The organism is Chelonobacter oris, from assembly GCF_000772535.1.
Taxonomy (GTDB): Bacteria; Pseudomonadota; Gammaproteobacteria; order Enterobacterales; family Pasteurellaceae; genus Chelonobacter; species Chelonobacter oris.
The window spans coordinates 62456-88640 of sequence record NZ_JSUM01000003.1 but is presented as its reverse complement, the minus strand read 5'-3'; the positions used below and the strand labels follow the sequence as shown (position 1 = coordinate 88640).

Genomic DNA, 26185 nt, shown 5'->3' with positions numbered 1-26185 from the left:
ATTAGGCTCCTACTTATTTCGCTGTTTGTTCAAAATAATAACGGCCGGTTTTCAATGAGCTTGGGCCCAAACGTCCGTATTTGAACATCAGATACATTTCTGCAATCAGGAAAACTGTGTATAACGCACAAATTAAACCGATTGAGAACCACAGATCACCGGTTGTCAGTGCTGAATTTGCCACACCGACCGGCAACATTTCATAAATAGCCCATGGTTGACGACCGTATTCAGCCAAGAACCAACCGCTCTCAATTGCAATCCACGGCAACGGCAAGCCGCATAACAATGCTTTAAGCAACAGTGGACGCGTACCGATGGTTTTGCGTGCGGTTTGAGCGAAGGCACCGATCAATAATAACAGCATCAAACCGCCCGCCAGCATCATCACCCGGAACGACCAGAACGTCGGACCGACTTTCGGGATAGTATCGCTTGCCGCTTGCTGAATTTGTTCTTCGGTCGCATCAATCACATTATCGGTATACGGTTTCAACAGCAAGCCGAATCCCAAGTCTTTCTGATAAACTTTGAACAGATCCTTTTCAGCATCGGTTGCATTCCCACTGCGCAGTTTTTGCAGCAAATCATAGGCAACCACACCGTTACGGACGCGCTGTACATTAATTTCGCGCAATTCTTTCAACCCGGTAATTTCTTTGCTCAAAGAGCGGGTAGCGATAATCCCTGCCGCATAAGGAATCTGAATTGCAAAATCATTTTTCATTTCGGCTTCGTTCGGAATAATAACCATATTCCAATCTGCCGGAGCCGGAGATGTGTGCCACTCCCCTTCCATTGCCGCCAATTTGACCGGCTGCGCCTGCCCGATTTCATAACCGGATTCGTCACCCATCAACAATACGGCAATAATGGCAATAATTCCGAAAGACGATGCCACCGAGAAAGAACGTTTGGCAAAGCCGATATCACGCCCTTTCAGCAAATAGTACGAACTGATGGAAAGCACAAAAATCGCACCGCAGACATAACCCGCAGACAATGTATGCAAGAATTTGCTCTGTGCTACCGGATTCAACCACAAATCCATGAAGCTGGTCATTTCCATCCGCATGGTTTCAAAGTTAAATTCCGAACCGATAGGATTTTGCATCCACCCGTTCGCCACCAAAATCCACATTGCAGACAAATTGGAGCCGAACGCCACCAAATAAGTCGCCATCAAATGTTTTCCTTTGGACAGCCTGTCCCAACCAAAGAAGAACAAGCCCACGAAAGTCGACTCCATAAAGAAAGCCAACAATGCTTCAATTGCCAAAGGCGCACCGAAGATATCGCCGACATAATGTGAATAGTAAGACCAGTTGGTACCGAACTGGAATTCCATGGTAATCCCGGTAGTCACCCCTAAAGCAAAGTTAATACCAAATAATTTACCCCAGAATTTGGTCATATCTTTATACACTTCTTTGCCTGTCACCACATACAGCGTTTCCATTATTACCAGAATAAAGGAAAGCCCCAATGTAAGCGGTACAAACAAAAAGTGATACAGAGCAGTTAATGCAAACTGCAATCTCGAGAGTTCAACAATATCTAACATCTCAACTCCTTGTATATGCTACAAGTTCCTCTGACATTGATTACGTCCGTAATCACCCCATGACACCGAACAAATCGTCGGTGCCGCCCAAATCGACCGTCCCGACCATTTATCTAAACGACCAAAGCGGCACATTTAGATAAATCTTCAGCAACAGCCGATTTATTCCTGCTTATAATACTCTGTAATTCAAGCATTAAAAACAGAAAATTTAATATTTCATTCACATTTTGGGAGGTAGCTCAAAAAACACGATATTCTACTGAAATTCATTTTTTGATACAAATCAATTTATTGAAAATATTGCTATTTTTTGTACGCATATCCTATTAATAAAGTAGGGTATTAAATAAATTTAAATAAATTTTCATGTCGAATTTATAGACATTTTTATATTCTTTTGCTATGTTGTGGAAGGTTTTTTATATTTAAGAAATATTCTCGTTCAAGGCGATAAAAATCATAGGCAAAATATCGTATTTTCATCATTTTTTAACAACAAGGAAAAGGAAAGGAAATGTTAAAAAACATCGTTGTCGCTACCGGTTTGGCATTACTGTTCAGCACCGGAGCAGCCGCCGCGCAAACAAAACTAACACCGGAAACGGGCACTATGCCGCACCAATGCAATCAACTCTTTAGCGAAACGGAACAATTAATTAAAGAAGCAGAAAAGCAACCCGGCACCCATACGCAATTTGTCAATATTAAAAGTAAACTTTCCCAAAGCAAGAAGCAAATTTTAGCACTGGAACGCGAGGTACAAATCAAAAGCTGTGATAAAGGTTTAATCGCATTGAATAACATCAAGAAGCAACAACTCCAGCCTTAATAGCCCTTCCTTTTCCTGATTAAAACTTATCTGTATCCATACCGAGATGCAGATAAGTTTTTGATGTAGCAATACGTCCGCGCGGTGTCCGCTGTAAATACCCCTGCTGAATCAAATACGGTTCCAACACATCCTCGATTGTTTCACGCTCCTCACCGATCGCTGCCGCCAAACTGTCCAAACCAACCGGCCCGCCGTCAAAACGTTCGATGACCGCACTTAACAGCTTACGATCCATATAATCAAATCCCTTACCGTCAATATCCAACATTTTTAACGCGGCTTGCGCACTCTCAATACTGATAAAACCGTGGTTTTTGACATCGGCATAATCGCGCACCCGACGTAACAGGCGATTGGCAATCCGTGGCGTACCGCGCGAACGGCGGGCAATTTCCAATGCCGCCCCGTCCTCAATTCGCAAATTCAGGCAATTGGCACTGCGCGTAACAATCAAGGTTAAATCCGCTACCGAATAAAATTCCAGCCGCTGTACGATCCCGAAACGGTCACGCAAGGGTGATGTTAACGAGCCTGCTCTGGTTGTTGCGCCGACCAGCGTAAAAGGCGGAAGATCAAGCTTAATCGAACGTGCCGCCGGCCCTTCACCGATCATAATATCCAATTGATAATCTTCCATTGCCGGATACAGCACTTCCTCAATCGCTGGAGAAAGACGATGGATTTCATCGATAAACAATACATCATACGCCTCCAGATTGGTCAACATTGCCGCCAGATCACCGGCTTTTTCCAATACCGGCCCTGAGGTGGTACGGATGTTCACCCCCATTTCATTGGCGATGATATTAGCCAGCGTCGTTTTCCCCAATCCCGGCGGGCCGAAGATCAGCAAGTGATCCAAGGCATCTTTGCGCAGCTTCGCCGCCTGAATAAAAATATCCATCTGCTCACGTACCGCTTCCTGCCCGACATAATCTTTCAACAGTTTAGGGCGAATCGCACGATCAAGGATATCCTCTTCCCCGATTTCTACAGCGCTGATAATACGATCGGCTTCGATCATGGCTACATTATCCTGTTATTGAAGTGATACGATCTATTGATAAATTATAGGGCATTTTTTAAGGCTTCACGAATCAACTGTTCACTGTTCAAATCCGTTGCAGCAACCCGTTTAATCATTTTTTCCGCATCCGCCGGTTTATAGCCCAAGGCGATCAATGCCGCAATCGCATCTTCTTGCGGACTGTCTTGGTAAGATGGGTTCAAGATGCCGTGTTGTTCCGTAATAAAGAAATCAGCTTTTTTCACATGACCGAATTTGCCTTTCAGTTCAACCAATAAGCGCTCCGCCGTTTTTTTACCGACACCCGGAATTTTTACCAGTTTCGACAATTCTTCCCGTTCAATGGCAAAAACAAACTCCTCGACCGACATCGCCGACAAAATCGCCAAGGCTAACTTAGGGCCGACACCGTTGGTTTTAATCAAGTCGCGGAATAAAGTGCGGTCTTGCTTACTGGCAAAACCGAACAGCAAATGCGCATCTTCACGCACCACAAGATGGGTAAACAACGTTGCCGTTTCATTTAATTCCGGCAGGTGATAAAAACTGGTCATCGGCAGCAATAATTCATAGCCGACCCCTTGAACATCAATCAAAATTTCCGGCGGCTGTTTTTCAATAATCGTGCCGTGCAAACGTCCAATCATTCGGATTCTCTTTCTATCGGAGTGAAAATTAAGAATGCGGATAGCATAAAATAAAACTGTATAAATAACCAGTTATTTTTCCGTTTTTAAGCGAAAACGTCCGCGACTGTAACGGGTTTTCAATACCACGCTGCTTTCCTTGCCGTGTTGAAGTGCGGCAGCCGTTTGCCCGATCTGCAATGAATGTTGAACCGTATGGGCGTGAGTAATGGCAATCGCCAGCGCATCGGCGGCATCCGCCTGCGGTTCGGCGGATAAATTCAGAATTCGGGTGACCATATGCTGCACTTGGGTCTTATCCGCCGAGCCGCTGCCGACCACCGTCTGTTTCACCAAGCGTGCGGCATATTCGAATACCGGCAAATCAAAATTGGTGGCACAGACAATCGCCACGCCTCTGGCTTGCCCCAACTTCAAAGCGGAATCCGGATTTTTCGCCATAAACACCTGCTCAATCGCAAACATTTGCGGCTGAAACTGGGTGATAATTTCACTGACGCCGGCATAAATCCGTTTTAACCGTGTCGGCAAATCCAACACCACCGTACGAATCGCACCACTGCCAAGATATTCCAATTTACGCCCGTTTTGTCGAATCACGCCGTAACCGGTAACACGTGAACCGGGATCGATGCCTAAAATAATTGCCATAGTCGCCTTAACATAGTCGCCTTAAATCGCCGTGAACAAAATGAAGGGCGCCAAATTGCGCCCTCAATATTCACGTTTCAAGCATTACAGCAGCGCCGCCACTTCGTCGCTGATTTCGCCGTTGTGATAGACGTTTTGCACGTCGTCACAATCTTCCAGCATATCGATCAAGCGCAGCAGCTTCGGCGCCGCTTCCGCATCTAAATCTACTGTAGTGGACGGAATCATACTGACTTCCGCCGTTTCAATTTTAAAGCCGGCGGCTTCAATGCCGTCGCGCACGGTTCCCAGCTCTTCCCAAGCGGTATAAATTTCAAAACTGCCGTCATCTTGCGGTTGAACATCGTCCGCTCCGGCTTCAATCGCCGCTTCCATCAGCGCATCTTCATCACCGTGCGCAATCAGAATCAAGCCTTTTTTGCTGAACAGATAACCGACCGAACCTTCCGTGCCCAAATTGCCGCCGCATTTGGTAAAGCTGGGACGAACTTGCGAAATCGTGCGGTTGGCGTTATCGCTCAAACACTCGACCATCACTGCCGTGCCGCCCGGGCCGTAGCCTTCATAAACACGGGTTTCCATATTGGTGTCATCGCCGCCGCCGACACCACGCTCAATCGCACGATTAATAGTATCGCGAGTCATGTTGCTTGCCAACGCCTTATCCACCGCCGCACGCAAACGCGGATTTGCCGCCGCATCACCGCCGCCGATTTTGGCGGCGGTAACCAATTCACGAATCAGTTTGGTGAAAATTTTTCCGCGCTGCGCATCTTGCGCCGCTTTGCGGTGTTTAATATTTGCCCACTTACTATGGCCTGCCATTTAAATTACCTCTTTTCTGAGTTATCTTTTTTAATAAAAATTCTTCAATTGCTAACGCATTATTCCATGATTTTGTCAGCTTAACCGCACTTTCGGGGCTGAACCAACGGTAATCCGAATGTTCCGTCAACCGCACTTTGCATTCATTAGGAAGCGGTAATAAGAACCAATGCTCATGACAATGGGTGATATTAGCCGCATATTTATGTCTAAATTGCGGAAAAATTTCAAAATCAATCGACTTTTTACAATCGACCAACGTCAGATTTTGTCTGACAATGGAGATACCCAATTCTTCCGCCACTTCCCGTTCTGCGGCTTGAAGTGCGGTTTCGTCCGGCTCCAGACTGCCGGAAACCGACTGCCAAAACGCCGAATCGTCATTGCGCCGCAACATCAGCACACGCCGGCTATCAACGGCATAAACCACAATCAGAACCGATTCGGGGCGTTTAAAATTCGGCATGTGTTATTCTTTTGCGTTTACGACCGTCAATCCCAGCTCGTTTAACGCCTGTTGATTGGCAAAGCTCGGCGCTTCGGTCATCAAACAAGCCGCCGCCGTAGTTTTCGGGAAGGCAATCACATCACGAATATTATCCGTACCGGTCAACAGCATAGTCAGCCGATCCAGACCGAACGCTAAACCGGCATGCGGCGGCGTGCCGAATTTCAATGCGTCCAACAAGAAACCGAATTTCTCTTGTTGCTCCTGTTCGTTAATGCCCAAAATACCAAATACGGTCTGCTGCATTTTTGGATCAAAAATCCGTACCGAACCTCCACCGACTTCATAACCGTTAATCACCATGTCGTAAGCATTGGCTACCGCACTCGTCGGATCATTCTTCAGTTGTTCCGGTGTAAAATCTTTTGGTGAGGTGAATGGATGGTGCATTGCCGCCAATTCGCCTTCTTCACTCATTTCAAACATTGGGAAGTCGATCACCCACAATGGTTTCCATTGATCCAACCGGGTCAATTGCAAATCTTTGCCGACTTTCAACCGCAATGCCCCCATCGAATCGGTGACAATACTGTATTTATCGGAACCAAAGAAAATAATATCACCATTCTGCGCTTCGGTGCGTGCCAATACCGCACTTAGCACCTCTGCCGATAAGAATTTGGCAATCGGACTTTGCACGCCGTCAATACCTGCCGACAAGTCATTAACTTTTAGCCATGCCAAGCCTTTCGCCCCGTAAATGCCGACAAACTGAGTGTATTCATCAATTTGTTTACGAGTCAAGGTTGCACCATTCGGCACACGAAGTGCGCTCACGCGTCCTTTCGGATCGTTTGCCGGGCCGCTGAATACCTTAAATTCAACCTCTTTCAGTAAATCGGCCACATCAACCAATTCCAACGGGTTACGCAAATCCGGCTTATCTGAACCGAAACGGCGCATGGCTTCAGCATAGGTCATAATCGGGAACTGCCCCAAATCGACACCGATTGTTGCTTGCCACAAACCGTGAACCAATCGTTCCATCACCGCACGCACTTCTTCCGCCGTCATAAACGAGGTTTCCACATCGATTTGGGTAAATTCAGGCTGACGATCGGCACGCAAATCTTCATCACGGAAACATTTCACAATTTGATAATAACGGTCGAAACCGGACATCATCAACAATTGTTTAAACAGCTGCGGCGATTGCGGCAGCGCATAAAACTTGCCTTTATGCACTCGGCTCGGCACCAGATAATCGCGCGCACCTTCCGGCGTTGCTTTGGTCAACATCGGCGTTTCAATGTCCAAAAAGCCGTGTTCGTCCATAAAACGGCGCACGAAACTGGTGATTTTAGCTCGGGTTTTGATCCGCTCTGCCATTTCAGGACGGCGCAAATCCAAATAACGATATTTCAAACGCTGTTCTTCGGTATTGTTTTGATTGAAATCCAGCGGTAACACAGCGGCGGTGTTATAAATTTTCAGGGATTTCGCCAAGACTTCCACTTCACCGGTCGCCATTTCAGGATTGATGTTTTTTTCGCTGCGGGCAATCACATCCCCTTGAATCTGTACGCAAAATTCATTACGCAACGCCGCTGCCGCCTCAAACGCCGCCTGCTGTGCCGGATCAAAAAAGACCTGCACGATGCCTTCACGATCACGCAAATCCACAAAAATCATCGCCCCGAAATCGCGACGGCGGTGAATCCAGCCGCTGAGTGTTACTTCCTGTCCGACATGGCTTCGATTCAGTGAGCCGCAGTAATGTGTACGCATCATGTTATGTTCCTTGCTGATTTTATTTTGACATTATTAGAATAGAGAATTGGCGAATTATAGCGGAATTTTGCTGAGGAATGAACAGGTTTCTGGAAGTGCGGTTGCGTGTGTTGACTATGCCCTCAAAAACAACCTATCGCTAACGATAACCGCACTTTACCGGTCAAATAAGCAAAGTGCGGTGGGTTTTAGCGGTTTATCAAAATATTACCAATAAACCCGCAAACCGATTACCGCCACTTTATCTTTGCTGTCAATCGTTTTGGTATCATTGGCATTATAGGTTTTGGCATGGATATATTGCCCTTCAAGGAACGTTTTGACACGAAACGGTTGATCGGCGCTCGATTGAAGCAATACATACTCCGTTCCGACCATATATTTATCCCGTTTGATTTTCGCATTTGCCAAGGTATCGCTTTCGCGCTTAGTCGTATGATAACCGTATTGCGTATAAATATTCCAATCTTTGGTTAAACGGTGGAAAACCAAAGCGCGCACTTCACGGTCGGTGGTACGGCGAAGATCGCCGGCATTATTCACTTGTTGATTGGCAATAATGCGTTGATCCAAATCCAATGCAAAGGTGGTGTCGGCAACCGTATAAGCCGAGCCGAAAGAATACACGCCACGGCTATAACCGGAACCGTTAGCATTTTCATAACGTTCACGATCGGCACCGACTGCCAACGTCACTTTTTGATCGGCTGCCAGCTCAAATTTATAAATTGCCGCACCGCCATAACTGTCGATACGACGATTTGAACGCAGGGTCATGTTGGAATTACGATCCGATTCAAATCCATAAAATGCCGCCAAGGTCAATCCCGCAACGCCTTTGTAGGCGTATTGCAGGGAGTTGCGTTGCGCGGTGTTGTAATACCCGTCTGAAATACTTAATGTATTCGGCAAATCGGTTTGTTTAACATAATCGGTGTAAGCAAGCTGATGACCGTAAGTCAGTTCACCGTATTGCTTATGCCCGATACCGGCAAACGCATAGTGGGTGTAAAGATGATCGAAATCGTGCTGCGAATCGGAACGGCCGTAACTGTCGGCACCACGGGCACGGAATTGCATTCGACCAAGGGCATAAAAATCATTGCCTAATTGTTGAGTGAGTTTAAAGCCGGCGCGCGACCCGTTATTTTGTACCGGTCTGTTGATATGCTCTTTACTTTCACCGTCTGCGGTTTCCGTTTTATTTGAGGTACTCGTCCATTTCAAACGAAGCGAACCGTCCAGTTCAAGTTTGGTATCATTATTGTCAAAAGCGGTATACGCCTGCGCGGAACCGGTTGTTAATGCCAGCAAAGCGGCTGTCAGCGTCAATTTTTTCATAAATTTTAATCTCTTGATAAGCTTAGGTTAATTTGGCGTGTTTTAGTATAATTATTTACAAAATAATTTTCAAATGACATTAAATTATTAAATATGCTTTTCCAGACTTTGATAGCCGCTCTTCACGCAAAAGTGCGGTCGCCTGACCGCACTTGGAAGGGGAATGGAAGAGAAAGGTTATTGCTGAGGTGCTGCCGGCGGCAAGCCCTCTAAATCGGACGGTGATAAATCAGGAATAGCCAGATCAAAGGATTCATTCGGCGAAAATTCACCGTTGGCTTCATCAAAGTCGACATCATCATCGGCATAATCGAGATCGTAATCACCGTCATCCAGCTGATAAAATGCCGCCGCCATCATCATCGTCACAATAAACTCGTCCACTTTTTCCGGCGGCACGACTTCGCCGTTATGTTTCAGCTGCCCGTTTTCCAAAATCAATTTTGCCGTAAATGCGTCCGGCGTTTCCACAAACGAATCACTTTCGATGAGTTGCTGCACGATTTCTTGATAAACCTGCTGTGGATCTTTCGGCTCCTCAACAACACCATTCACCTGTTCAATCAGCTGTTGTAGCATTTTTTTGTTGATCTCGCCGTTCAATTCGAATTTAGACAGATAATCCAGTAAATTTTCACTACTTTCATCGGCAAAATTCAGCCCTAAATCCAAATTCAACCGACTGGCGCCGGCGCTATTGGTAAATGAAAGCGGCAACACTTGTAATTCAGGTTGTTTTTTCAACAGCGCCATCACCGCCTCCTCAGCTTTATCGTTTTGTTCGGGAGTAAACTCGCCATTGGCAGGCATGGCTTTAAACTGTGTAACCAGCTCGTTCAGTGCATTTCCGTCCAATTTATTCAGGTTGAAATTAAACTGAAACTTACCGAAATCCGACCCGCCGATATTCAATTTCTGCCACTGAATTTTAGATAAAATATCAAATAGATCGCCGTTCAATTTGACATCGCCGGCAATAACAAAATCATTGATGTTTACTTTAAGCGGTTTTTCCTCACCGGGCTCTCCCGGCTGAAGATCGAAGTCGATATTTTTTACCGTCCACGTTTGCATGCCGGTACTTAAATCCTGCCATTGGCTTGTCTGCTGAGCACTATGCAGGCTAATCCCGTCAAACTGAATTTTCGTCGTATTCGGAACATTCTCTCCGTTGGCGCTTTCTTGGAACAAAACGTGATCCAAATTCAGCGTCAAATCACCGATTCCGCGCAAATTGGTATTCGAATCGATCACGACTTCACTGCTTTTAAACTCTCGGTTATCTTCGCTATATTCTGTGGCGGCAATCCGGGTTTTCGCCACCACAGTATCGTTATAGCCGATGCTGAAATCAGAGATAAACGGGTTTTGTCCTTTGCTCACCGCAAACCATTGTTCCACCAGCGCATTTTTAGCCAGTCGGCTTTGCCCTGTCGCCATTACCGGCTTCAGATTCAGTTTTACCAGATTGGAAAGCGGCAACGGGCCGTGTTGAACCGTGCTGTCAAACCGCACGTCATGCTCACCGTTTTTATCACGTAATACCACTTTATCTTGGATTTCAGTGCTGAAAAAACCGCGCTGATAGCCGACATTGGCAAATTCCAGCGTAATCTCGCTTGTCGGCGGCAAATATAGCCTGATCTCATTATTCAGCGCTTCAATTTGCGCCGCATATTTTTCTTCCAGCGCTTTGCCGGTATACCACGTTCCGCCCGCCCAAGCGACAACCAACACACCGACAATACCGACCGCCAATCCCGATTTTTTCATGCTATTCTCCTTAATACCGTTCACTCAATAAAACGCATTTTCAATTGAAAACAAAATACCATAGTTTTTTACTATGTATATAGAAATATGCCGCACACATGCAAACAAATCATTTGTCGCATCGTCGGCTTTTCACTACAATAACCGCACTTTGACCAGCTTTGAAAACACCATGAACAAAGACACCCTTTTTTCCGCACCGATTGAAAAAATCGGTGATTTTACTTTTGACGAAGCCGTTGCCGAAGTCTTTCCCGATATGATCCAACGCTCGGTGCCGGGCTATTCGAATATCATCACCGCAATCGGTATGCTGGCACAGCGCTTTGTACGGCCGGATACACAGGTTTATGATCTGGGCTGTTCACGCGGTGCGGCAACATTGTCTGTTCGTCGAAATATTAAACAAAAGAATGTGGCTATTATCGCCGTAGACAATTCGCCGGCGATGGTAGAACGCTGCCGCCGCCATATCGATGCCTACCACGGTGAAAGTGCGGTCGACATTTTATGTGCCGATATTCGTGATATCAAGATTGACAACGCCTCAATGGTGATCCTCAATTTCACCCTGCAATTTTTACCGCCGCAAGACCGCACTTTACTGCTGGAAACGATTTATCAAGGCTTGAATCCGGGCGGTGTCTTGGTACTGTCGGAAAAATTCCGTTTTGACGATCCGGTGATTAATGAACTGCAAATTGATCTGCACCACGAATTCAAACGAGCCAACGGCTATAGCGAACTGGAAGTCAGCCAAAAGCGCACCGCCCTGGAAAATGTGATGCGCACCGATTCGATTTCGCAGCATAAAGTACGGTTGCAGCAGATTGGATTCGAACATACCGAAGTCTGGTTTCAATGCTTTAATTTCGGTTCAATGATTGCGATTAAATAAGCAAGGTTTTTTATGATTGATTTTCGTCCGTTTTACCAACAAATTGCCGCCTCCCCCCTTTCCGACTGGTTGGAAACCCTGCCGCTACAATTGCGGCAATGGCAAAAAAACGCCCACGGCGACTATGCTAAATGGGCGAAAGTGGTGGATTTTCTGCCTGATTTACAGGCAAAGCAGATTAATCTGCAAAGTGCGGTCGAAGCCGTACCTAATCAACCACTTTCCGACGGCGAACAACAGCGGATTATCTACCATCTCAAGCAACTGATGCCGTGGCGCAAAGGCCCGTATCACCTGCACGGCATTTACGTAGATTGCGAATGGCGCTCCGATTTCAAATGGGAGCGCGTGCTACCGCACTTGGCACCGCTGCAAGGCAGGACGATTCTGGATGTCGGCTGCGGCAGCGGCTATCATATGTGGCGCATGGTGGGTGAAGGCGCAAACATGGTGGTCGGCATTGATCCGACCGAGCTGTTTTTATGCCAGTTTGAAGCGGTGCGCAAACTACTGAATAACGATCGCCGCGCCCATTTGATTCCGTTAGGCATTGAGCAAATGCAACCGTTGGCGGCATTCGACACCGTGTTCTCAATGGGCGTATTGTATCACCGCAAATCACCACTCGATCATCTGTCGCAGCTGCGGGATCAATTGGTCAACGGCGGTGAACTGGTGTTGGAAACGCTGGTGATTGACGGCGACGTCAATGATGTTCTCGTGCCTGCCGATCGCTATGCCAAAATGAAAAACGTCTATTTTATTCCGTCGGTTGCCGCATTGATCAATTGGCTGGAAAAGTGCGGTTTTAAACAGGTGCGCTGTGTTGACGTAGAAATCACATCGCTCGAAGAACAACGTAAAACGGAATGGTTGGAAAACGAATCATTAATCGATTTTCTGGATCCATACGATCACAATAAAACTATCGAAGGCTATCCGGCACCGAAAAGAGCGGTTATTTTGGCGAATAAATAATCGATCGTAAAATACCGATTATGAGGCATTAATATTCCCTTGATTCGGTGTAACATAATGCTCAAATTTTGTTATACAAGAGGTTCAGCCGATGATGTCGAATCCATTTAATGCTCGTTGGACAGCACAGGGAAACACACTCTGTCTGGGACATTGGGAAATTACATTTCAAGGATTACCGTTAATCCTACCGGAGACGAAGCGTGAACATGATATGGGTACCAATGGAATTTATAGCTTTATGGATCCGGAAGAAGAACTGTTTCGTGAAGGACTGTATGAAGATGAATGGATTATTGAAAATGCCGACTGGTTGGCTGATGTTTTTATCAATGCCGGTGTTCCGCTTGATGAAAAATACTTTCATTATTTCTATCATGCCGTTAACAAAGAAGATTGGCGTTGCGGCAGTTGCGGCGGCTGTATGTAGTACGGTCTTGAGCCGACACCTCAAGACCATTATAACGATTCCCTTCTGACAGGAAAAAAATATGCAAGCAACTATTTTTCCTAAACCGCTAGAAAATCGTGATGATATCGAATTATTAGTTAATTGTTTTTACGACAAAGTACTGGCTGACGAACATATTGGCTATATGTTCAACCATATTCAAGGCAGTCACTGGCAAAAACATTTGGAAAAAATGTATCGCTTTTGGGAAAGTAACCTTTTTGAGCTCAATAGCTATCAAGGCAACCCGATGTTGCAACACATTAAACTGCACAAACGCCGACCGATGAACCGTGATATGTTCGAGGTTTGGCTGCAACATTGGCGTCAAACGGTGAATGAGCTGTTTGTCGGCGAAAAAGCGGAAAAAGCGTTATTCCGTGCGGAACGCATTCAAGATCTGATGGTACAACGCGTGTTGACCGACGATCTGCCGATGTTTATGCAACGCATTCGCAGCAATATCAACCAATAGGATCTTACTATGAGCTACTGTGATTACGTCAATACCCTACCGCTACAGCAAGATGAAGTGAACAAAATCTATCATGATCATCATTACGGCTATCCAATTTCCGACGATAATCAATTATTTGAGCGGCTCGTGTTAGAAATCAATCAGGCTGGTTTAAGCTGGACATTGATGCTGAAAAAACAACAAAATTTCCGTAATGCTTATTCGCAATTTGAGATTGCAACCGTAGCCGCCTACACTGATGTCGATAGAGAACGTCTGTTAAATGACGCCGGCATTGTGCGTAATAAATTGAAGGTCAATGCCGCAATCTATAACGCCAGTCAAATTTTACAGTTGCAGCAACAATACGGTTCATTTAAAAACTGGCTCGATTACCATCACCCCCGCCCGTTGACCGATTGGGTCAAACTGTTCAAAAAACAATTCAAATTTGTCGGTGAGGAAATCGTGAATGAATTTTTGATGAGCTGCGGTTACCTGCAAGGCGCCCATCAACCCGACTGCCCGATTTATGCCAAAATTCTGGCATCCGAACCGGCTTGGCACCACAACAAGAAAGCGTGATGATTGTTCTCAGTTAAACACCGCCTCACCAACAAGGAATATCCGATTGCCAAGTCGGGCAATCAGCGTAAAATGTTGACGATCATCTGAATAAGGAATTCTTTATGTTTCATCACACACCAACTTTTATCAAACAGCTGCACCCTGCGCTTTCTCTGCAACAGCTTAATGAAATTCCGGTTATCGTACTTGAGCACGCTGTCGGAAAAGCGGTTATCGCTTTGCAAGGCGCGCATTTGCTTAGCTGGCAACCGCACTTTGCCAAACAGGATTTGCTGTGGTTAAGCGAAATCGAACCGTTTAAACTCGGTTCCGCCATTCGCGGCGGCATTCCGGTCTGCTATCCGTGGTTTAAAGATAACGGCACACCGGCGCACGGCTATGCCCGAATCACAAATTGGCAACTCAGCCAATGGCAAATGGATGCCGAAAATGCGGCGCTGACATTCAGCTTGCTTGATGAACATCAGCTGGTCGAAGCGTCATTAAAAATGGAATTCGGCGAAGCATGCCGTCTGACCTTTACCCATTATCGCACCGAACCCGCCCAACTTGCCCTGCACAGCTATTTCAACATCGGCGATATTGCGCAAACTACGCTATACGGCTTGCCGAAAACCGCACTTGATACCTTAAGCGGACAGCAAGTCTGTGTGCCCTCCCCCCGCACGTTTGAACAAGAAGTCGACGCCGTCTACAGCGCAGAAAATCCGATCAGCCATATTGATGACAAAGCGCAGCAACGAATTATCGACGTGGAACATCTCAATGCTTCCGATATTGTAGTCTGGAATCCGTGGCAAAAGCCAACCGGCAATATGTCGCAAAACGGCTATCAAACCATGTTGTGTGTTGAAACATCACGCATCAGCCGCCCATTACAGCAAGGCGAAAGCGTACAGGCGATCATTCGTTTGCAGCGCTGATAATTTGAGTGTATCGGAAGAGTAAAGATAATCCCGAACACGCAGAAATAAATAAAGCCGGGTGTTGTAATAACACTCGGCTTTTTAATCAACGATAGGTATCGTTAAATTAGAAGAATACGCGTAAACCTACGCCAACATCATTGTTGTTTTCGCCTTCATTCGGTCTGTCATGGTGATATTCGATGAAAGTATACACATTTTTGTGTAGTTTATAATCTACGCCGACAATGTAAGTATTCACTTTATCATCACCTTGGGTAAAGCGTTTCCATTGCAGGTTCAGCGCTGCCGGCTCAGAGAAGCGGTATTGCGCACCCGCCATATGGTAAGTTTCTTTCGCTTGTTTCACACCGTCTTCTTTATTACGTGATTGACCGTAGTTATAACCGAAAGTCACTTGATCGATAACGAATTCGCCCGCTACACGCCAGCTGTCACGTCTGGTTGTTTCAACTGTATCGAAACGGTCTTGAGTATAACCGGCTCTGAAGTTAAATTTCACATCTTGTGACAAATCACCGGTATAGTACAAGGCTGCACCGTAACCGTTTTTATAGTTACGTGATGTATCATCTTTATTTTCATTACCAAAAATATAGTCTAAACCGAAGCTGAAACCACCAAAACTGTCAGAAACGAATTTCACAGATTTGTTGGCATAGTCAGTCAGGTTAACGTTACCGTCTTTATAGTTGATGAAGTTAGCCAACTGGATTGCATCACCATTGGTCAGTTGACGACCGAAAGTCAAGGTACCCACGCCGTCTTGTTTAAAACCGGCCCATAAACGTTCGGTGTTAACTTCACCAAAATCGCTGCTGCTGTTTTTTTGACCCGGACCGTTTTTATAAGTATTGTCATTGCCTCTGAAACGGAATTCAATTCCAGCAATGGCACTTAAACCGCTGCCCAGATCTTGGCTGCCTTTGAATTGCAAACGGGAACCGTCATTTTTTAGATCCGCACGTTCACCGGTTACTTTATTTAAGAGTAAACGTAAAGAACCGCCCACTTCAACTTTAGAACCGTCTTGGTCATAAACGACTGCTGCGTTTGCAGAAGTTGCCGCTACTGCCGCTACTGCTAAAGCTACTAATGTCTTTTTCATAATAGTCTGCCTTTTTACTTAAGTTTAACGTTAATTTATTTATGTTCGCTAGTGCATAAATAAACGGAACTTAGATTGAACTTTCACGCAACAGCGTTGTCCAACCCTGTTTTTAATTTCCGAGGACATACTGACAGAATCCATTTTGGCTGTCAAGCCTGCATAGCCACTGTCAAAAAAACAAAATTTTTAATTATTTCAATATATTAAAATAAACGAACACTTATTCATGACGGTTCTGCATACTTTTATTCTACTGATTTGGAGTATTTTATTCATAAAGATCAAGATAAAAAACGCCCCGCAATCACGCTATCCATTTGTTTTTAATCGTTTTTTTATAAAAATAAAAAATCCATAAAAAATAAATCTATTACGATTGACAAAGTTCAGATTTTTTGTGTGATTCAGATCAAAGTTCTGAGATAAAATTCGGCTTTAATTGATAATTTAATGATTTATTAGCAAAATTCTATTGCCCGCAAAAAGCAAAAGTGCGGTATAGCGCACGCTGTTTATCCGCTTGCGTTAGTGCCGATTGTTTAGCAAGATTAAACGGGGAATCATGTTATTCAATTGTATTTAAAGAAAGGCTACTCTAAAATAGATGTCATTTTCACCCGTTGCCGATCAACTTTTCCCGATTCGGATCGCAAAACTGAAGCAAGCAGGAAACCGCCGTATGCAACCACACTTCGATAAAATAGCATGTTATTTTCAAGCATTGGCAAAATACGAAAACAAGCCGATTACCCAGCCGTTGGATTCTCGTCTGTTTTCAATCGAACACGAAACTGTCGGGCAATGTTTGGCACAAGCGCGGCAAACATTAGCGATTTTACAACATACGGGGCAAGAAACGGCGCAAGCCGCATTTTATGCGGAAAAACTGGTGGCACAATATCATGCCTTGCTTGATCTCACCCAATCACACTCGCAGAAACCGCACTTTGCCGCAAAGCCCGCCCCAATCAAAAACAAACATCACGTGCATGATCTGCCGCCTAAAGCCCGATTGGAAAAGTATTATCAATTCTTACGTCAATTAAACGATCTGGTCGCACAACAAAATGACGCCTTATTACAAGCCGCTCCACAGCACCATTCCGCGTTGATACAGAAAATTCAGCAGACCGAACAACGTAAACAACGTTGTCAAGATGCGATTGATAATCTGGAAGAGTATTTATTCTTTGTTGCAGAAAGGGAAAAAGGTTAAGTGCGGTTCTAGGCGGCAAAGAATTACGAAAACATCAAGATCGGCTTGCAAAAGAGGAGTTATAATGGAAACAGCTATTATCTTATTGATTATGCTTGCCTTTTTCATCGGCATCCTGCTTGCTATTAAAAGTGCGGTCAAAAACGCCATTAAAAAAGATGAAAAACGATGATACGAAAGGCTGCCTAAAAGTAGCCTTTCCGTTATTAAAACTGCTTATAATCATTCGCCTGTTGCAATAACTGACGGCTTTCTTTCATAAATATCTCGGAATAATCTCCAAACCAGTCGCTGACCTGCTTGAAGGCACGGCTGAATCCCTCCCGATCATGCCGTTCAAAAAACTGCAACGCTTCCTGATAGCTGTCTTTTAGTGATTCAATCACCGCCAGATTTTCCGGTTTATCCAAAATAATATCGGCATACAATTCCCCGTCTTGTGCAAACAGCCGCCCGATCATCGCTAATTCCAAGCGGTAAATCGGAGATGAAAGTGCCAACAGCTGTGCCAGTTCCACCGGTTGGCGTGATAAATGCAACCCGTTGGCAAAGGTGGCGAAATGGCGCAACGCCTGAATATAGGTCATATTTTTATCATGTTCGGCAGGATCAATGGTATAAAGGGTTGCACCCCAGATCTGCATTTGCTGCAAAATCCATTGGTAACGTTCCGGATAGCGCCCGTCACACCGTACAATCACCTGCTTGGCAAAGCTGGCAATATCCGGGCCGAACATCGGGTGCAGTCCCAAAACCGCTCCTTTATGCACCTGCAGCATTTTCTCCACCGGTTGACGTTTTACCGAGGTGAAATCCAGCAACAGCATATTTTCACGCAAGTGCGGTTGCAAGCGTTCGATTGTTTCCAGTGTGCTGCGAATCGGCACGGTTACGATCACGACATCGGCATCTTGTAAAATGTGATCCGCCCGTTCCCATTCCGTACGCCCCAGATTTTCGACTTGGTATCCCGACAGCTGAAAATAGCGCCCGAATAAACCGCCCAGTTTGCCCTTTCCCCCGACAATCACAATTTTTTTTATGTCCGGATTGACGGTTTTAAACCCTTTTTTATGCTCGTTTTGGTAGGATTCACGCATAATTCGGCGCAATAGATCTTCAATCAGATCCGGCGGCACGCCGATTTTTTCCGCTTCCCGACGGCGGGCAGCCAGCATTTCCGCTTCTCGTTCCGGCACGTACACCGGCAAGCCGTGCCGGTGTTTGACATGCCCGACTTCCGACACTAGCTGCAAGCGTTTTTCCAATAATTTCAATAAGTCGCGATCAACCTGATCAATTTCATCACGCAATACCTGCAATGGCTGCATAATGTCATCTCCTGCTTAATTATGCCCGATTCAACAATTGTTGATGAATTTTACGCAATAATTGCTCGGTTGTCTGCCAATCAATGCACGCATCGGTGATCGAGACGCCGTATTGCATCTGGTCAAACGGCTGTTCGGAACTTTGATTGCCTGCACACAAGTTACTCTCCAGCATCAATCCGGTGATGGATTGGTTGCCGCTAAGAATCTGTTGCACCGCATCTTCCGCCACCAACGGTTGGCGGCGGTAATCCTTGTTGGAATTGCCGTGGCTGCAATCGATCATAATCGACTGTTCCAAACCGGCGGCAGCCAGTTCCTGCTCACATTGTTGTACGAACGGGGTTTCATAATTCGGTTTTTTACCGCCGCGCAAAATCACATGCCCGTCTTTGTTACCGGCGGTTTGCAGCAGGCTGACCTGCCCTTGCTGATTAATGCCGATAAAACGGTGTCCCATTGAAGCGGCCTTCAAGGCATTAATCGCCGTGGCAAGACTGCCGTCGGTGCCGTTTTTAAAGCCGACCGACATTGACAAGCCTGAAGCCATTTCGCGGTGTGTTTGAGATTCGGTGGTGCGCGCGCCGATCGCCGACCAACTGAACAGCTCCGCCATGTATTGCGGTGAAATCGGATCCAGCGCCTCGGTTGCCAACGGCAATCCCATGCCGACCAAATCAATCAACAATTTCCGTGCCAACTGTAAACCATACTCTACATCAAAGCTGCCGTCCAAGTGCGGATCGTTGATCAGTCCTTTCCAGCCGACCGTGGTTCTCGGCTTTTCAAAATAGACCCGCATAACAATATAAACCGTCTCTTTAATTTCCTCAGCCAGTGCTTTTAATTTGTGTGCATATTCAATTGCCGCAGCCGGATCGTGAATCGAGCACGGCCCGATAACAACCAGTAACCGATTGTCTTTTTTATGAATAATTTGCGCAATATCATAACGCGATTGTTCAATCTGTTTCTTCAACGCTAATGACAAGGGGAGTTTTTGTTTCAATTCTTGCGGGGTAAGCAACACTTTTTCATCTTGAATATTGACGTTATGAATCGTGTCTTTATGGGCAACTGCGTTCATTGCGATTCCTTAAGTTAACTTTTGTGTAAATATTTTTATACATCGATTGTATTAATATAGTTACAATAATCCATCTTAAGAAAAAACTCAAGCATTGAGGCGGTCAGCTCCATAAAAAACCTGCCGTTCGAATATAACGGCAGGTTTTAGCAGTAAAATTCAAACGCTAAATATCCAAATACGCCATAATGCTGTGTGCCGCATCACGTCCTTCGGCAATTGCGGTAACGACCAAATCGGAACCGCGAGTAATATCGCCACCGGCGAAAATTTTCGGATTTGCTGTCTGCTGTTTAAATTCGCCTTTGGCTTCAATCCGTCCTCGATTGTCGGTAGTCACGCCGACCGCACTTAGCCACGGCATGGCGTGCGGCGCAAAACCGAATGCTACGATCACCGCATCACACGCCATCAGCTCTTCACTTCCTTGCACGATTTGCGGACGACGGCGACCGTTTGCATCGGGTTCACCCAATTCGGTACGCACAATATTAATGCCGATCACCTTGCCGTTTGCATCGGTTTCAATCGAAACCGGCTGCGCATTAAAGTAGAAATTCGCCCCTTCCTCTTTGGCATTTTGCACTTCACGGCGACTGCCCGGCATATTGGCCTGATCACGTCGATAAACGCAGGTTACCTCCGCCGCCTGCTGACGAATCGAGGTACGCACACAGTCCATGGCAGTATCACCGCCGCCCAGCACCACCACTTTTTTCCCCGCCATCGACACAAATTCATCACACGGCAGCCCCATTACATTTTTGGTATTGGCAATCAGGAAAGGCAATGCCGAATAAACCCCTTGCGCATTTTCATTCGGAATCTTCGCCTGCATACTTTGATACGTGCCGACACCTAAAAATACCGCATCATAATCGGCAGCCAGTTGCTCAAGTGAAATCTCTTTGCCGATTTCGACACCCAGTTTAAAGTCAATGCCCATATCGCTGAATATTTCACGCCGACGGATCATCACTTCTTTTTCCAACTTGAACGACGGAATCCCAAAAGTCAACAAACCGCCGATTTCCGGCTCGCGTTCATACACGGTAACGGATACGCCGTTTTTAATCAGCAGTTCGGCACAGCCCAAACCGGCCGGGCCGGAGCCGATTACCGCCACTTTTTTGCCGCTATGCGGTATATTTTTGATTTGTGGTCGCCACCCCATTTCAAAGGCTTTTTCGGTCAAGTATTTTTCCACACTGCCGATGGTAACGGCACCAAATTCGGCATTCAGGGTGCAGGAGCCTTCACACAACCGATCCTGCGGACAAACCCGACCGCAAATTTCCGGCAGCGTGTTGGTTTCATGCGCCAACTCGGCGGCTTCGATAATCCGATTTTCATAAACCAGCTTTAGCCAGTTCGGAATATTATTGTGTAACGGGCATTTGTGCTGGCAGTACGGATTCCCGCATTCCAAACAGCGATCCGACTGTGAAGCCGCCTGTGGTTGATCATAAATCTGATAAATTTCAATAAATTGCGTTTTACGATCAGCCAATCCTTTTTTCGGCGGATCAATTCGCGGCAAATCAATAAACTGATAAATATTTCCCTGCTGACTCATACTGTTATTTCCTGTCTCTTAATCTGTCTGAAGTGCGGTCAGACCGCACTTTGCTGTCTTGCTTATCGAATGGCTATTGCGTAACCACACGTAATTCATCTACTGTACGACGCTGATGTCCCAGTAACGAATTCACATCTTTCGCTTTCGGTTTCACCAGCAGGAAACGCCCGATATAGTCCGCCCAATTCGCCAAAATACGCTCGCCCAACGGGCTGCCGGTATTTTCAACGTGCTCGGCAATCAAACCGCGCAGATACTCTTGATGAGTCACTAAATCCGATATCGACAATGTTTCGATCAATTCAGGATTCAAACGGGATTCAAATTTGCCGTCGCTGTTAAGGATATAGGCAAAGCCGCCGGTCATACCCGCACCGAAGTTGATACCGGTTTTGCCCAATACGCACACCACACCGCCGGTCATATATTCACAACCGTTGTCACCAATCCCTTCGATCACTGCCGTTGCACCGGAATTGCGCACCGCAAACCGCTCTCCGGCACGACCGGAAGCAAACAGTTTTCCGCCCGTTGCGCCGTATAAGCAGGTGTTGCCGGCAATGGTGGATTCTTCCGCTTTAAAGATCGTACCGTTATGCGGACGAACGGCAATCTTGCCGCCGGCCATGCCTTTACCGACATAATCGTTGGCATCGCCGGTCAAATAAAGGTTGATGCCGCCTGCCAGCCACACCCCGAGACTTTGTCCTACCGTGCCGTTCAAGCGAATATCAAACCGCTGTTTATCGTTGCCTTTATTGCCGTATTGCTTAGCGATCAGCCCCGATAACGTCGCCCCTACCGAACGATCGGTATTACGTACATCATAAGTCAGATCCAAATGCGCCTCATCGGATAAGGCTTTTTGCACGTCTGCGACAATCGCACGGTTCAAATCGCCTTTATCCATGGTCTGATTGGCTTCGATACAATAACGCGCACTGCCTGCCGGTACTTTCGGCGCATACAGTAATCCGCGGAGATCCAAGGCGTTCTGTTTGGCGGTTTTGCCTTCGATGATTGACAGCAAATCCGTTCTGCCGATGAGGTCGGTCAGTTTGGTAACGCCCAGCTCCGCCATCAGTTCACGCACATCTTGTGCGATAAATTTGAAGTAATTCATCGCTTTTTCCGGCAAGCCGTGATAGTGGTTTTGGCGTAATTTTTCATCTTGTGTGGCAATCCCCGTTGCACAATTGTTCAGATGACAAATCCGTAAATAACGGCAACCGAGGGCAACCATCGGTCCGGTACCGAAACCGAAACTTTCCGCCCCCAGAATCGCCGCTTTGATCACATCCAGTCCGGTTTTTAAACCGCCGTCAACCTGTAACCGCACTTTATGGCGCAGATTATTTTCCACCAAGGCTTGTTGTGCTTCCGCCAAGCCCAGCTCCCACGGCGAACCGGCATATTTAACACTGGATAACGGGCTTGCCCCCGTACCGCCGTCATAACCGGCAATGGTGATCAAATCCGCATAGGCTTTCGCCACGCCGGTGGCAATCGTACCGACACCCGGCAGGGAAACCAGTTTAACCGAAATCATCGCTTTCGGATTGACTTGTTTCAAGTCGAAAATCAACTGTGCCAAATCTTCAATCGAATAAATATCGTGATGCGGCGGCGGCGAAATCAGGGTTGAACCCGGCACGGAGTAACGCAATTGCGCAATATAAGGCGTCACTTTGTCACCCGGCAATTGTCCGCCCTCGCCCGGTTTCGCACCTTGTGCCACTTTAATCTGAATCACTTCCGCACTCATCAGATACGCCGGCGTCACGCCGAAACGACCGGAAGCAACTTGTTTGATTTTAGACACTTTTTCTGTGCCGTAACGTTTCGGATCTTCCCCCCCCTCACCGGAGTTGGAATAGCCGCCCAAACGGTTCATCGCCACAGCCAACGCCTCATGCGCTTCAGGCCCTAAAGCACCGATACTCATCGCCGCCGAGTCAAAACGCTTGTATAATCCCTCGGCCGGTTCCACTTCATCAAGCGGAATTTTCTTCTCGGGATCAATATTCAGTTTCAGCAAATCACGCAGCGTGGTTGCGGGGCGATTGTTGACCGTTTCCGCATATTGACGATAAATCGAATAATCACCGCTGTTGACCGACTGCTGCAAATAGTTGACCACATCGGGATTGTAGGCATGATATTCACCTTGCGGTTTATATTTCAGATAGCCGCCGTTATCCAGATCCTGACCGGCACGCCAAGCGGCTTTGTTCAACGCTTTCAAATCCGTTTCCAACTCGGCAAAGCCGGCGCCTTTGATACGGGAACGGATTTTTCGGAAACAAAGTTCCACCACATCATCACCCAAACCGACCGCTTCAAACAAATGCGCGCAGCGATAAGAGGAAATCGTGGAGATGCCCATTTTAGAAATAATTTTATACAGCCCTTTATTAATCCCGTCGCGGAAATTCGCCATCACTGTGCGCAGCGGTTTTTTAATCGCCCCTTCGGCAATCATTTGCGCCAGACTTTCATACGCCAAATAAGGGTAAATCGCCGTCGCCCCCAAGCCGATCAACACTGCAAAATGGTGCGGATTGCGCGCCGATCCGGTTTCCACCACAATATTGGCGTCACAGCGTAAATTGGTATCCACCAAACGTTGCTGCACCGCCCCGACTGCCAATACCGCAGGAATCGGCAAGCGGTTTTTCGCTAAAGTGCGGTCGGACAAAATCAGCAACACCGAGCCTTGACGTACCGCACTTTCCGCTTGATCACACAATGCCAGCAATGCTGCTTTGAGTGATGTTGCAGCAACGTCGTAGGTCGCATCCAAAACCTTGTGCTGATAATACGTCGGCTCCAATCCTTTCAGCTGTTCTATATCGGAATACAGCAAAATCGGCGATTTAAAGCTGACACGATGCGACATTCCTTCGGTTTCAAAAAACACGCTCATCTCACGCCCGATGCTGGTATTCAGACTCATCACATGTTTTTCACGCAACGGGTCAATCGGCGGGTTGGTGACTTGGGCAAAATATTGACGGAAATAATCATAAATCACGCGCGGTTTTTCCGACAGCACGGCAAACGGGGCATCATCCCCCATTGAGCCGACAGCTTCCTGCCCGTCTTCGCCCAAAACACGAATCAGACTTTCCAGCTCTTCCTTGTCATAACCGAACTGTTTTTGCCGAATCAAAAGTGCGGTTTGATCCAGTTCCGCCTTGCCGATTTTATCGTCCGGCAGACTTTCATAAGGCGCCAGACGCAAAACGTTTTTCTTCAACCATGAACGATACGGGTGGCGCAGTTTTAAATCGGCATCAATCTCATCAGAGTGGATTAATTTTCCGTTTTCGGTATCAATTACCAATAGCTCGCCCGGCCCGACACGCCCTTTCTCCACCACTTCGTCAGGGGCGTAATCCCAAATGCCGACTTCACTGGCAATCGTAATCAACTTGTCCTGAGTGATGACATAACGCGCCGGACGTAAACCGTTACGATCCAACGTACAGGCAGCGTGAGTACCGTCGCTCAACACGATCCCGGCCGGGCCGTCCCACGGTTCCATATGCATTGAGTTAAAATCATAAAATGCTTGCAGTTCATCATCCATATCCGGATTGTATTGCCATGCCGGCGGCACCAATAAACGCATGGCGCGGAACAAATCCATGCCGCCGTGGACAAACAGCTCCAACATGTTATCCAGCGAACTGGAATCGGATCCGCTTTCGTTCACAAACGGTGCAACCGATTGTAAATCGGGAATCAACGGCGTGTGATATTTGTAGGCACGCGCCCTCGCCCAAGCACGGTTGCCGGAAATCGTGTTGATCTCACCGTTGTGCGCTAAAAAACGAAACGGTTGAGCCAATTTCCAACGCGGCAGCGTGTTGGTAGAAAAGCGCTGATGGAACAAGCAAATTCCGCTTTCCATGCGTAAATCCGCCAAATCCAGATAAAATTTTGGCAAATCACGCGGAATACACAAACCTTTATAGATAATCACTTGGCTGGACAAGCTGCAAATATAGAAATCGTCATGCGCAATTCGCATTTCAATACGACGACGCGCCATAAACAGGCGGCGTTCAATGTCGGTGCGCCCCCAACCGGCCGGCGCATTGACAAATACCTGCTTAATCGCCGGCAAACTGGAGGCGGCAATTTCCCCCAACACCGATTTGTTGATCGCAACATCACGCCAAGCCGCAATGGTCAGGGTTTCACGGGTCAGTTCTTCTTTAATAATCGCCGTATATTCTTCAATCAGCTGAGGATCCGTCGGCAAAAAAATCTGCCCTACGGCAAATTCCCTGCCTAAACGCCAGCCTTGTTCCTCCGCCAAGAAACGGAAAAAGCGCTTCGGCATCTGCATATGCAAACCGCAACCGTCCCCGGTTTTTCCGTCGGACAACACCGCTCCACGATGCTGCATACGGGACAAGCCCAAAATTGCGGTTCTCACCACTTTATGGCTGGGTTTTCCTTCTAAATGGGCTATCAGGCCAAAACCGCAGTTTTCCCTGATTTCATCACGGTTATAAAGCATAATAAATTTCCTGTATTAATATCACGTTTCTTTTTTAGAATATCGTTAGAAAATACGAAAAAATGCGATTTCAGTCAAAATATTTTTATATCAATCCATCATATTTTAAATAAAATATAAAAATAAGCAC

22 protein-coding genes are annotated in these 26185 nt (G+C 46.5%); 8 read left to right on the top strand and 14 right to left on the bottom strand.

The annotated features are described in order from the left end of the window. Window positions 1-13: 13 nt before the first annotated feature. On the bottom strand, window positions 14-1564 hold the full coding sequence (locus OA57_RS01835) for a cytochrome ubiquinol oxidase subunit I (RefSeq protein WP_034612722.1): 1551 nt from the start codon (window positions 1562-1564) through the stop codon (window positions 14-16). 517 nt (window positions 1565-2081) lie between these two features. Between OA57_RS01835 and OA57_RS01830 the strand changes: the two genes are divergently transcribed. Further along, a complete protein-coding gene (locus OA57_RS01830; RefSeq protein ID WP_034612719.1) occupies window positions 2082-2396 on the top strand; it encodes a DUF5339 domain-containing protein in 315 nt (104 codons plus the stop codon). A 19-nt stretch (window positions 2397-2415) separates the two neighbouring features. Here the strand turns inward: OA57_RS01830 and ruvB are convergent, their stop codons facing one another. The 8 genes from ruvB to OA57_RS01790 all read right to left on the bottom strand — a co-directional run bounded on the left by ruvB (window position 2416) and on the right by OA57_RS01790 (window position 10902). Then, entirely contained in the window at window positions 2416-3423 is a 1008-nt protein-coding gene (gene ruvB / locus OA57_RS01825; RefSeq protein WP_034612716.1) for a Holliday junction branch migration DNA helicase RuvB, read from the bottom strand. Window positions 3424-3467: 44 nt separating this feature from the next. After that, window positions 3468-4073 (bottom strand): Holliday junction branch migration protein RuvA, encoded by a 606-nt coding sequence (gene ruvA / locus OA57_RS01820; RefSeq protein WP_034612713.1) that lies wholly within the window; start codon window positions 4071-4073, stop codon window positions 3468-3470. 72 nt (window positions 4074-4145) lie between these two features. Continuing rightward, on the bottom strand, window positions 4146-4724 hold the full coding sequence (ruvC, locus tag OA57_RS01815; protein ID WP_034612709.1) for a crossover junction endodeoxyribonuclease RuvC: 579 nt from the start codon (window positions 4722-4724) through the stop codon (window positions 4146-4148). Window positions 4725-4808: 84 nt separating this feature from the next. Beyond that, window positions 4809-5549, bottom strand: a complete 741-nt coding sequence (locus tag OA57_RS01810; protein ID WP_034612706.1) for a YebC/PmpR family DNA-binding transcriptional regulator — start codon at window positions 5547-5549, stop codon at window positions 4809-4811. Next, the gene (gene nudB, locus OA57_RS01805) at window positions 5536-6015 is read right to left on the bottom strand and encodes a dihydroneopterin triphosphate diphosphatase (protein ID WP_034612703.1); all 480 of its coding nucleotides are present in this window, start codon (window positions 6013-6015) and stop codon (window positions 5536-5538) included. The genes OA57_RS01810 and nudB overlap by 14 nt, the downstream gene beginning before the upstream one ends. Window positions 6016-6018: 3 nt before the next feature. Continuing rightward, window positions 6019-7788, bottom strand: coding sequence for an aspartate--tRNA ligase (gene aspS / locus OA57_RS01800; RefSeq protein ID WP_034612700.1), 1770 nt, complete (start codon window positions 7786-7788; stop codon window positions 6019-6021). A 207-nt stretch (window positions 7789-7995) separates the two neighbouring features. Beyond that, window positions 7996-9129, bottom strand: a complete 1134-nt coding sequence (locus OA57_RS01795; RefSeq protein WP_034612697.1) for a porin — start codon at window positions 9127-9129, stop codon at window positions 7996-7998. Window positions 9130-9306: 177 nt separating this feature from the next. Beyond that, window positions 9307-10902, bottom strand: a complete 1596-nt coding sequence (locus OA57_RS01790; protein WP_034612695.1) for a YdgA family protein — start codon at window positions 10900-10902, stop codon at window positions 9307-9309. Window positions 10903-11074: 172 nt separating this feature from the next. On the opposite strand from OA57_RS01790, the gene cmoA reads away from it, so the two are divergent. From cmoA to OA57_RS01760, 6 genes are all read left to right on the top strand, one after another. Further along, on the top strand, window positions 11075-11800 hold the full coding sequence (gene cmoA, locus OA57_RS01785; protein ID WP_034613523.1) for a carboxy-S-adenosyl-L-methionine synthase CmoA: 726 nt from the start codon (window positions 11075-11077) through the stop codon (window positions 11798-11800). A 12-nt stretch (window positions 11801-11812) separates the two neighbouring features. Next, a complete protein-coding gene (gene cmoB, locus OA57_RS01780; RefSeq protein ID WP_034612693.1) occupies window positions 11813-12778 on the top strand; it encodes a tRNA 5-methoxyuridine(34)/uridine 5-oxyacetic acid(34) synthase CmoB in 966 nt (321 codons plus the stop codon). Window positions 12779-12872: 94 nt separating this feature from the next. Continuing rightward, a complete protein-coding gene (locus tag OA57_RS01775; protein WP_084589860.1) occupies window positions 12873-13208 on the top strand; it encodes a hypothetical protein in 336 nt (111 codons plus the stop codon). Window positions 13209-13269: 61 nt separating this feature from the next. Further along, on the top strand, window positions 13270-13704 hold the full coding sequence (locus OA57_RS12560) for a group III truncated hemoglobin (protein ID WP_034612687.1): 435 nt from the start codon (window positions 13270-13272) through the stop codon (window positions 13702-13704). 9 nt (window positions 13705-13713) lie between these two features. After that, window positions 13714-14271, top strand: coding sequence for a DNA-3-methyladenine glycosylase I (locus OA57_RS12555; RefSeq protein WP_034612684.1), 558 nt, complete (start codon window positions 13714-13716; stop codon window positions 14269-14271). A 104-nt stretch (window positions 14272-14375) separates the two neighbouring features. Beyond that, the gene (locus OA57_RS01760; protein WP_034612681.1) at window positions 14376-15197 is read left to right on the top strand and encodes a D-hexose-6-phosphate mutarotase; all 822 of its coding nucleotides are present in this window, start codon (window positions 14376-14378) and stop codon (window positions 15195-15197) included. Window positions 15198-15306: 109 nt separating this feature from the next. On the opposite strand, the gene OA57_RS01755 is transcribed toward OA57_RS01760, so the two are convergent. Then, window positions 15307-16308 carry a porin gene (locus tag OA57_RS01755; RefSeq protein WP_034612679.1) on the bottom strand — a complete coding sequence of 334 codons (1002 nt, stop codon included), beginning with the start codon at window positions 16306-16308 and terminating at the stop codon, window positions 15307-15309. A gap of 682 nt (window positions 16309-16990) precedes the next feature. On the opposite strand from OA57_RS01755, the gene priC reads away from it, so the two are divergent. Next, on the top strand, window positions 16991-17527 hold the full coding sequence (priC, locus tag OA57_RS12220) for a primosomal replication protein PriC (RefSeq protein WP_161788330.1): 537 nt from the start codon (window positions 16991-16993) through the stop codon (window positions 17525-17527). Window positions 17528-17733: 206 nt separating this feature from the next. Here priC and tyrA read toward each other — a convergent pair whose 3' ends face one another. The 4 genes from tyrA to gltB form a co-directional block, all read right to left on the bottom strand. Then, on the bottom strand, window positions 17734-18858 hold the full coding sequence (tyrA, locus tag OA57_RS01745) for a bifunctional chorismate mutase/prephenate dehydrogenase (protein WP_034612677.1): 1125 nt from the start codon (window positions 18856-18858) through the stop codon (window positions 17734-17736). Window positions 18859-18877: 19 nt separating this feature from the next. Next, window positions 18878-19945, bottom strand: a complete 1068-nt coding sequence (locus OA57_RS01740) for a 3-deoxy-7-phosphoheptulonate synthase (RefSeq protein ID WP_034612674.1) — start codon at window positions 19943-19945, stop codon at window positions 18878-18880. A 166-nt stretch (window positions 19946-20111) separates the two neighbouring features. Continuing rightward, complete coding sequence (locus tag OA57_RS01735; protein WP_034612671.1) at window positions 20112-21521, bottom strand: FAD-dependent oxidoreductase; 1410 nt, start codon at window positions 21519-21521, stop codon at window positions 20112-20114. A gap of 73 nt (window positions 21522-21594) precedes the next feature. Further along, window positions 21595-26055, bottom strand: coding sequence for a glutamate synthase large subunit (gltB, locus tag OA57_RS01730; protein ID WP_034612668.1), 4461 nt, complete (start codon window positions 26053-26055; stop codon window positions 21595-21597). Between the last annotated feature and the right edge of the window lie 130 nt (window positions 26056-26185).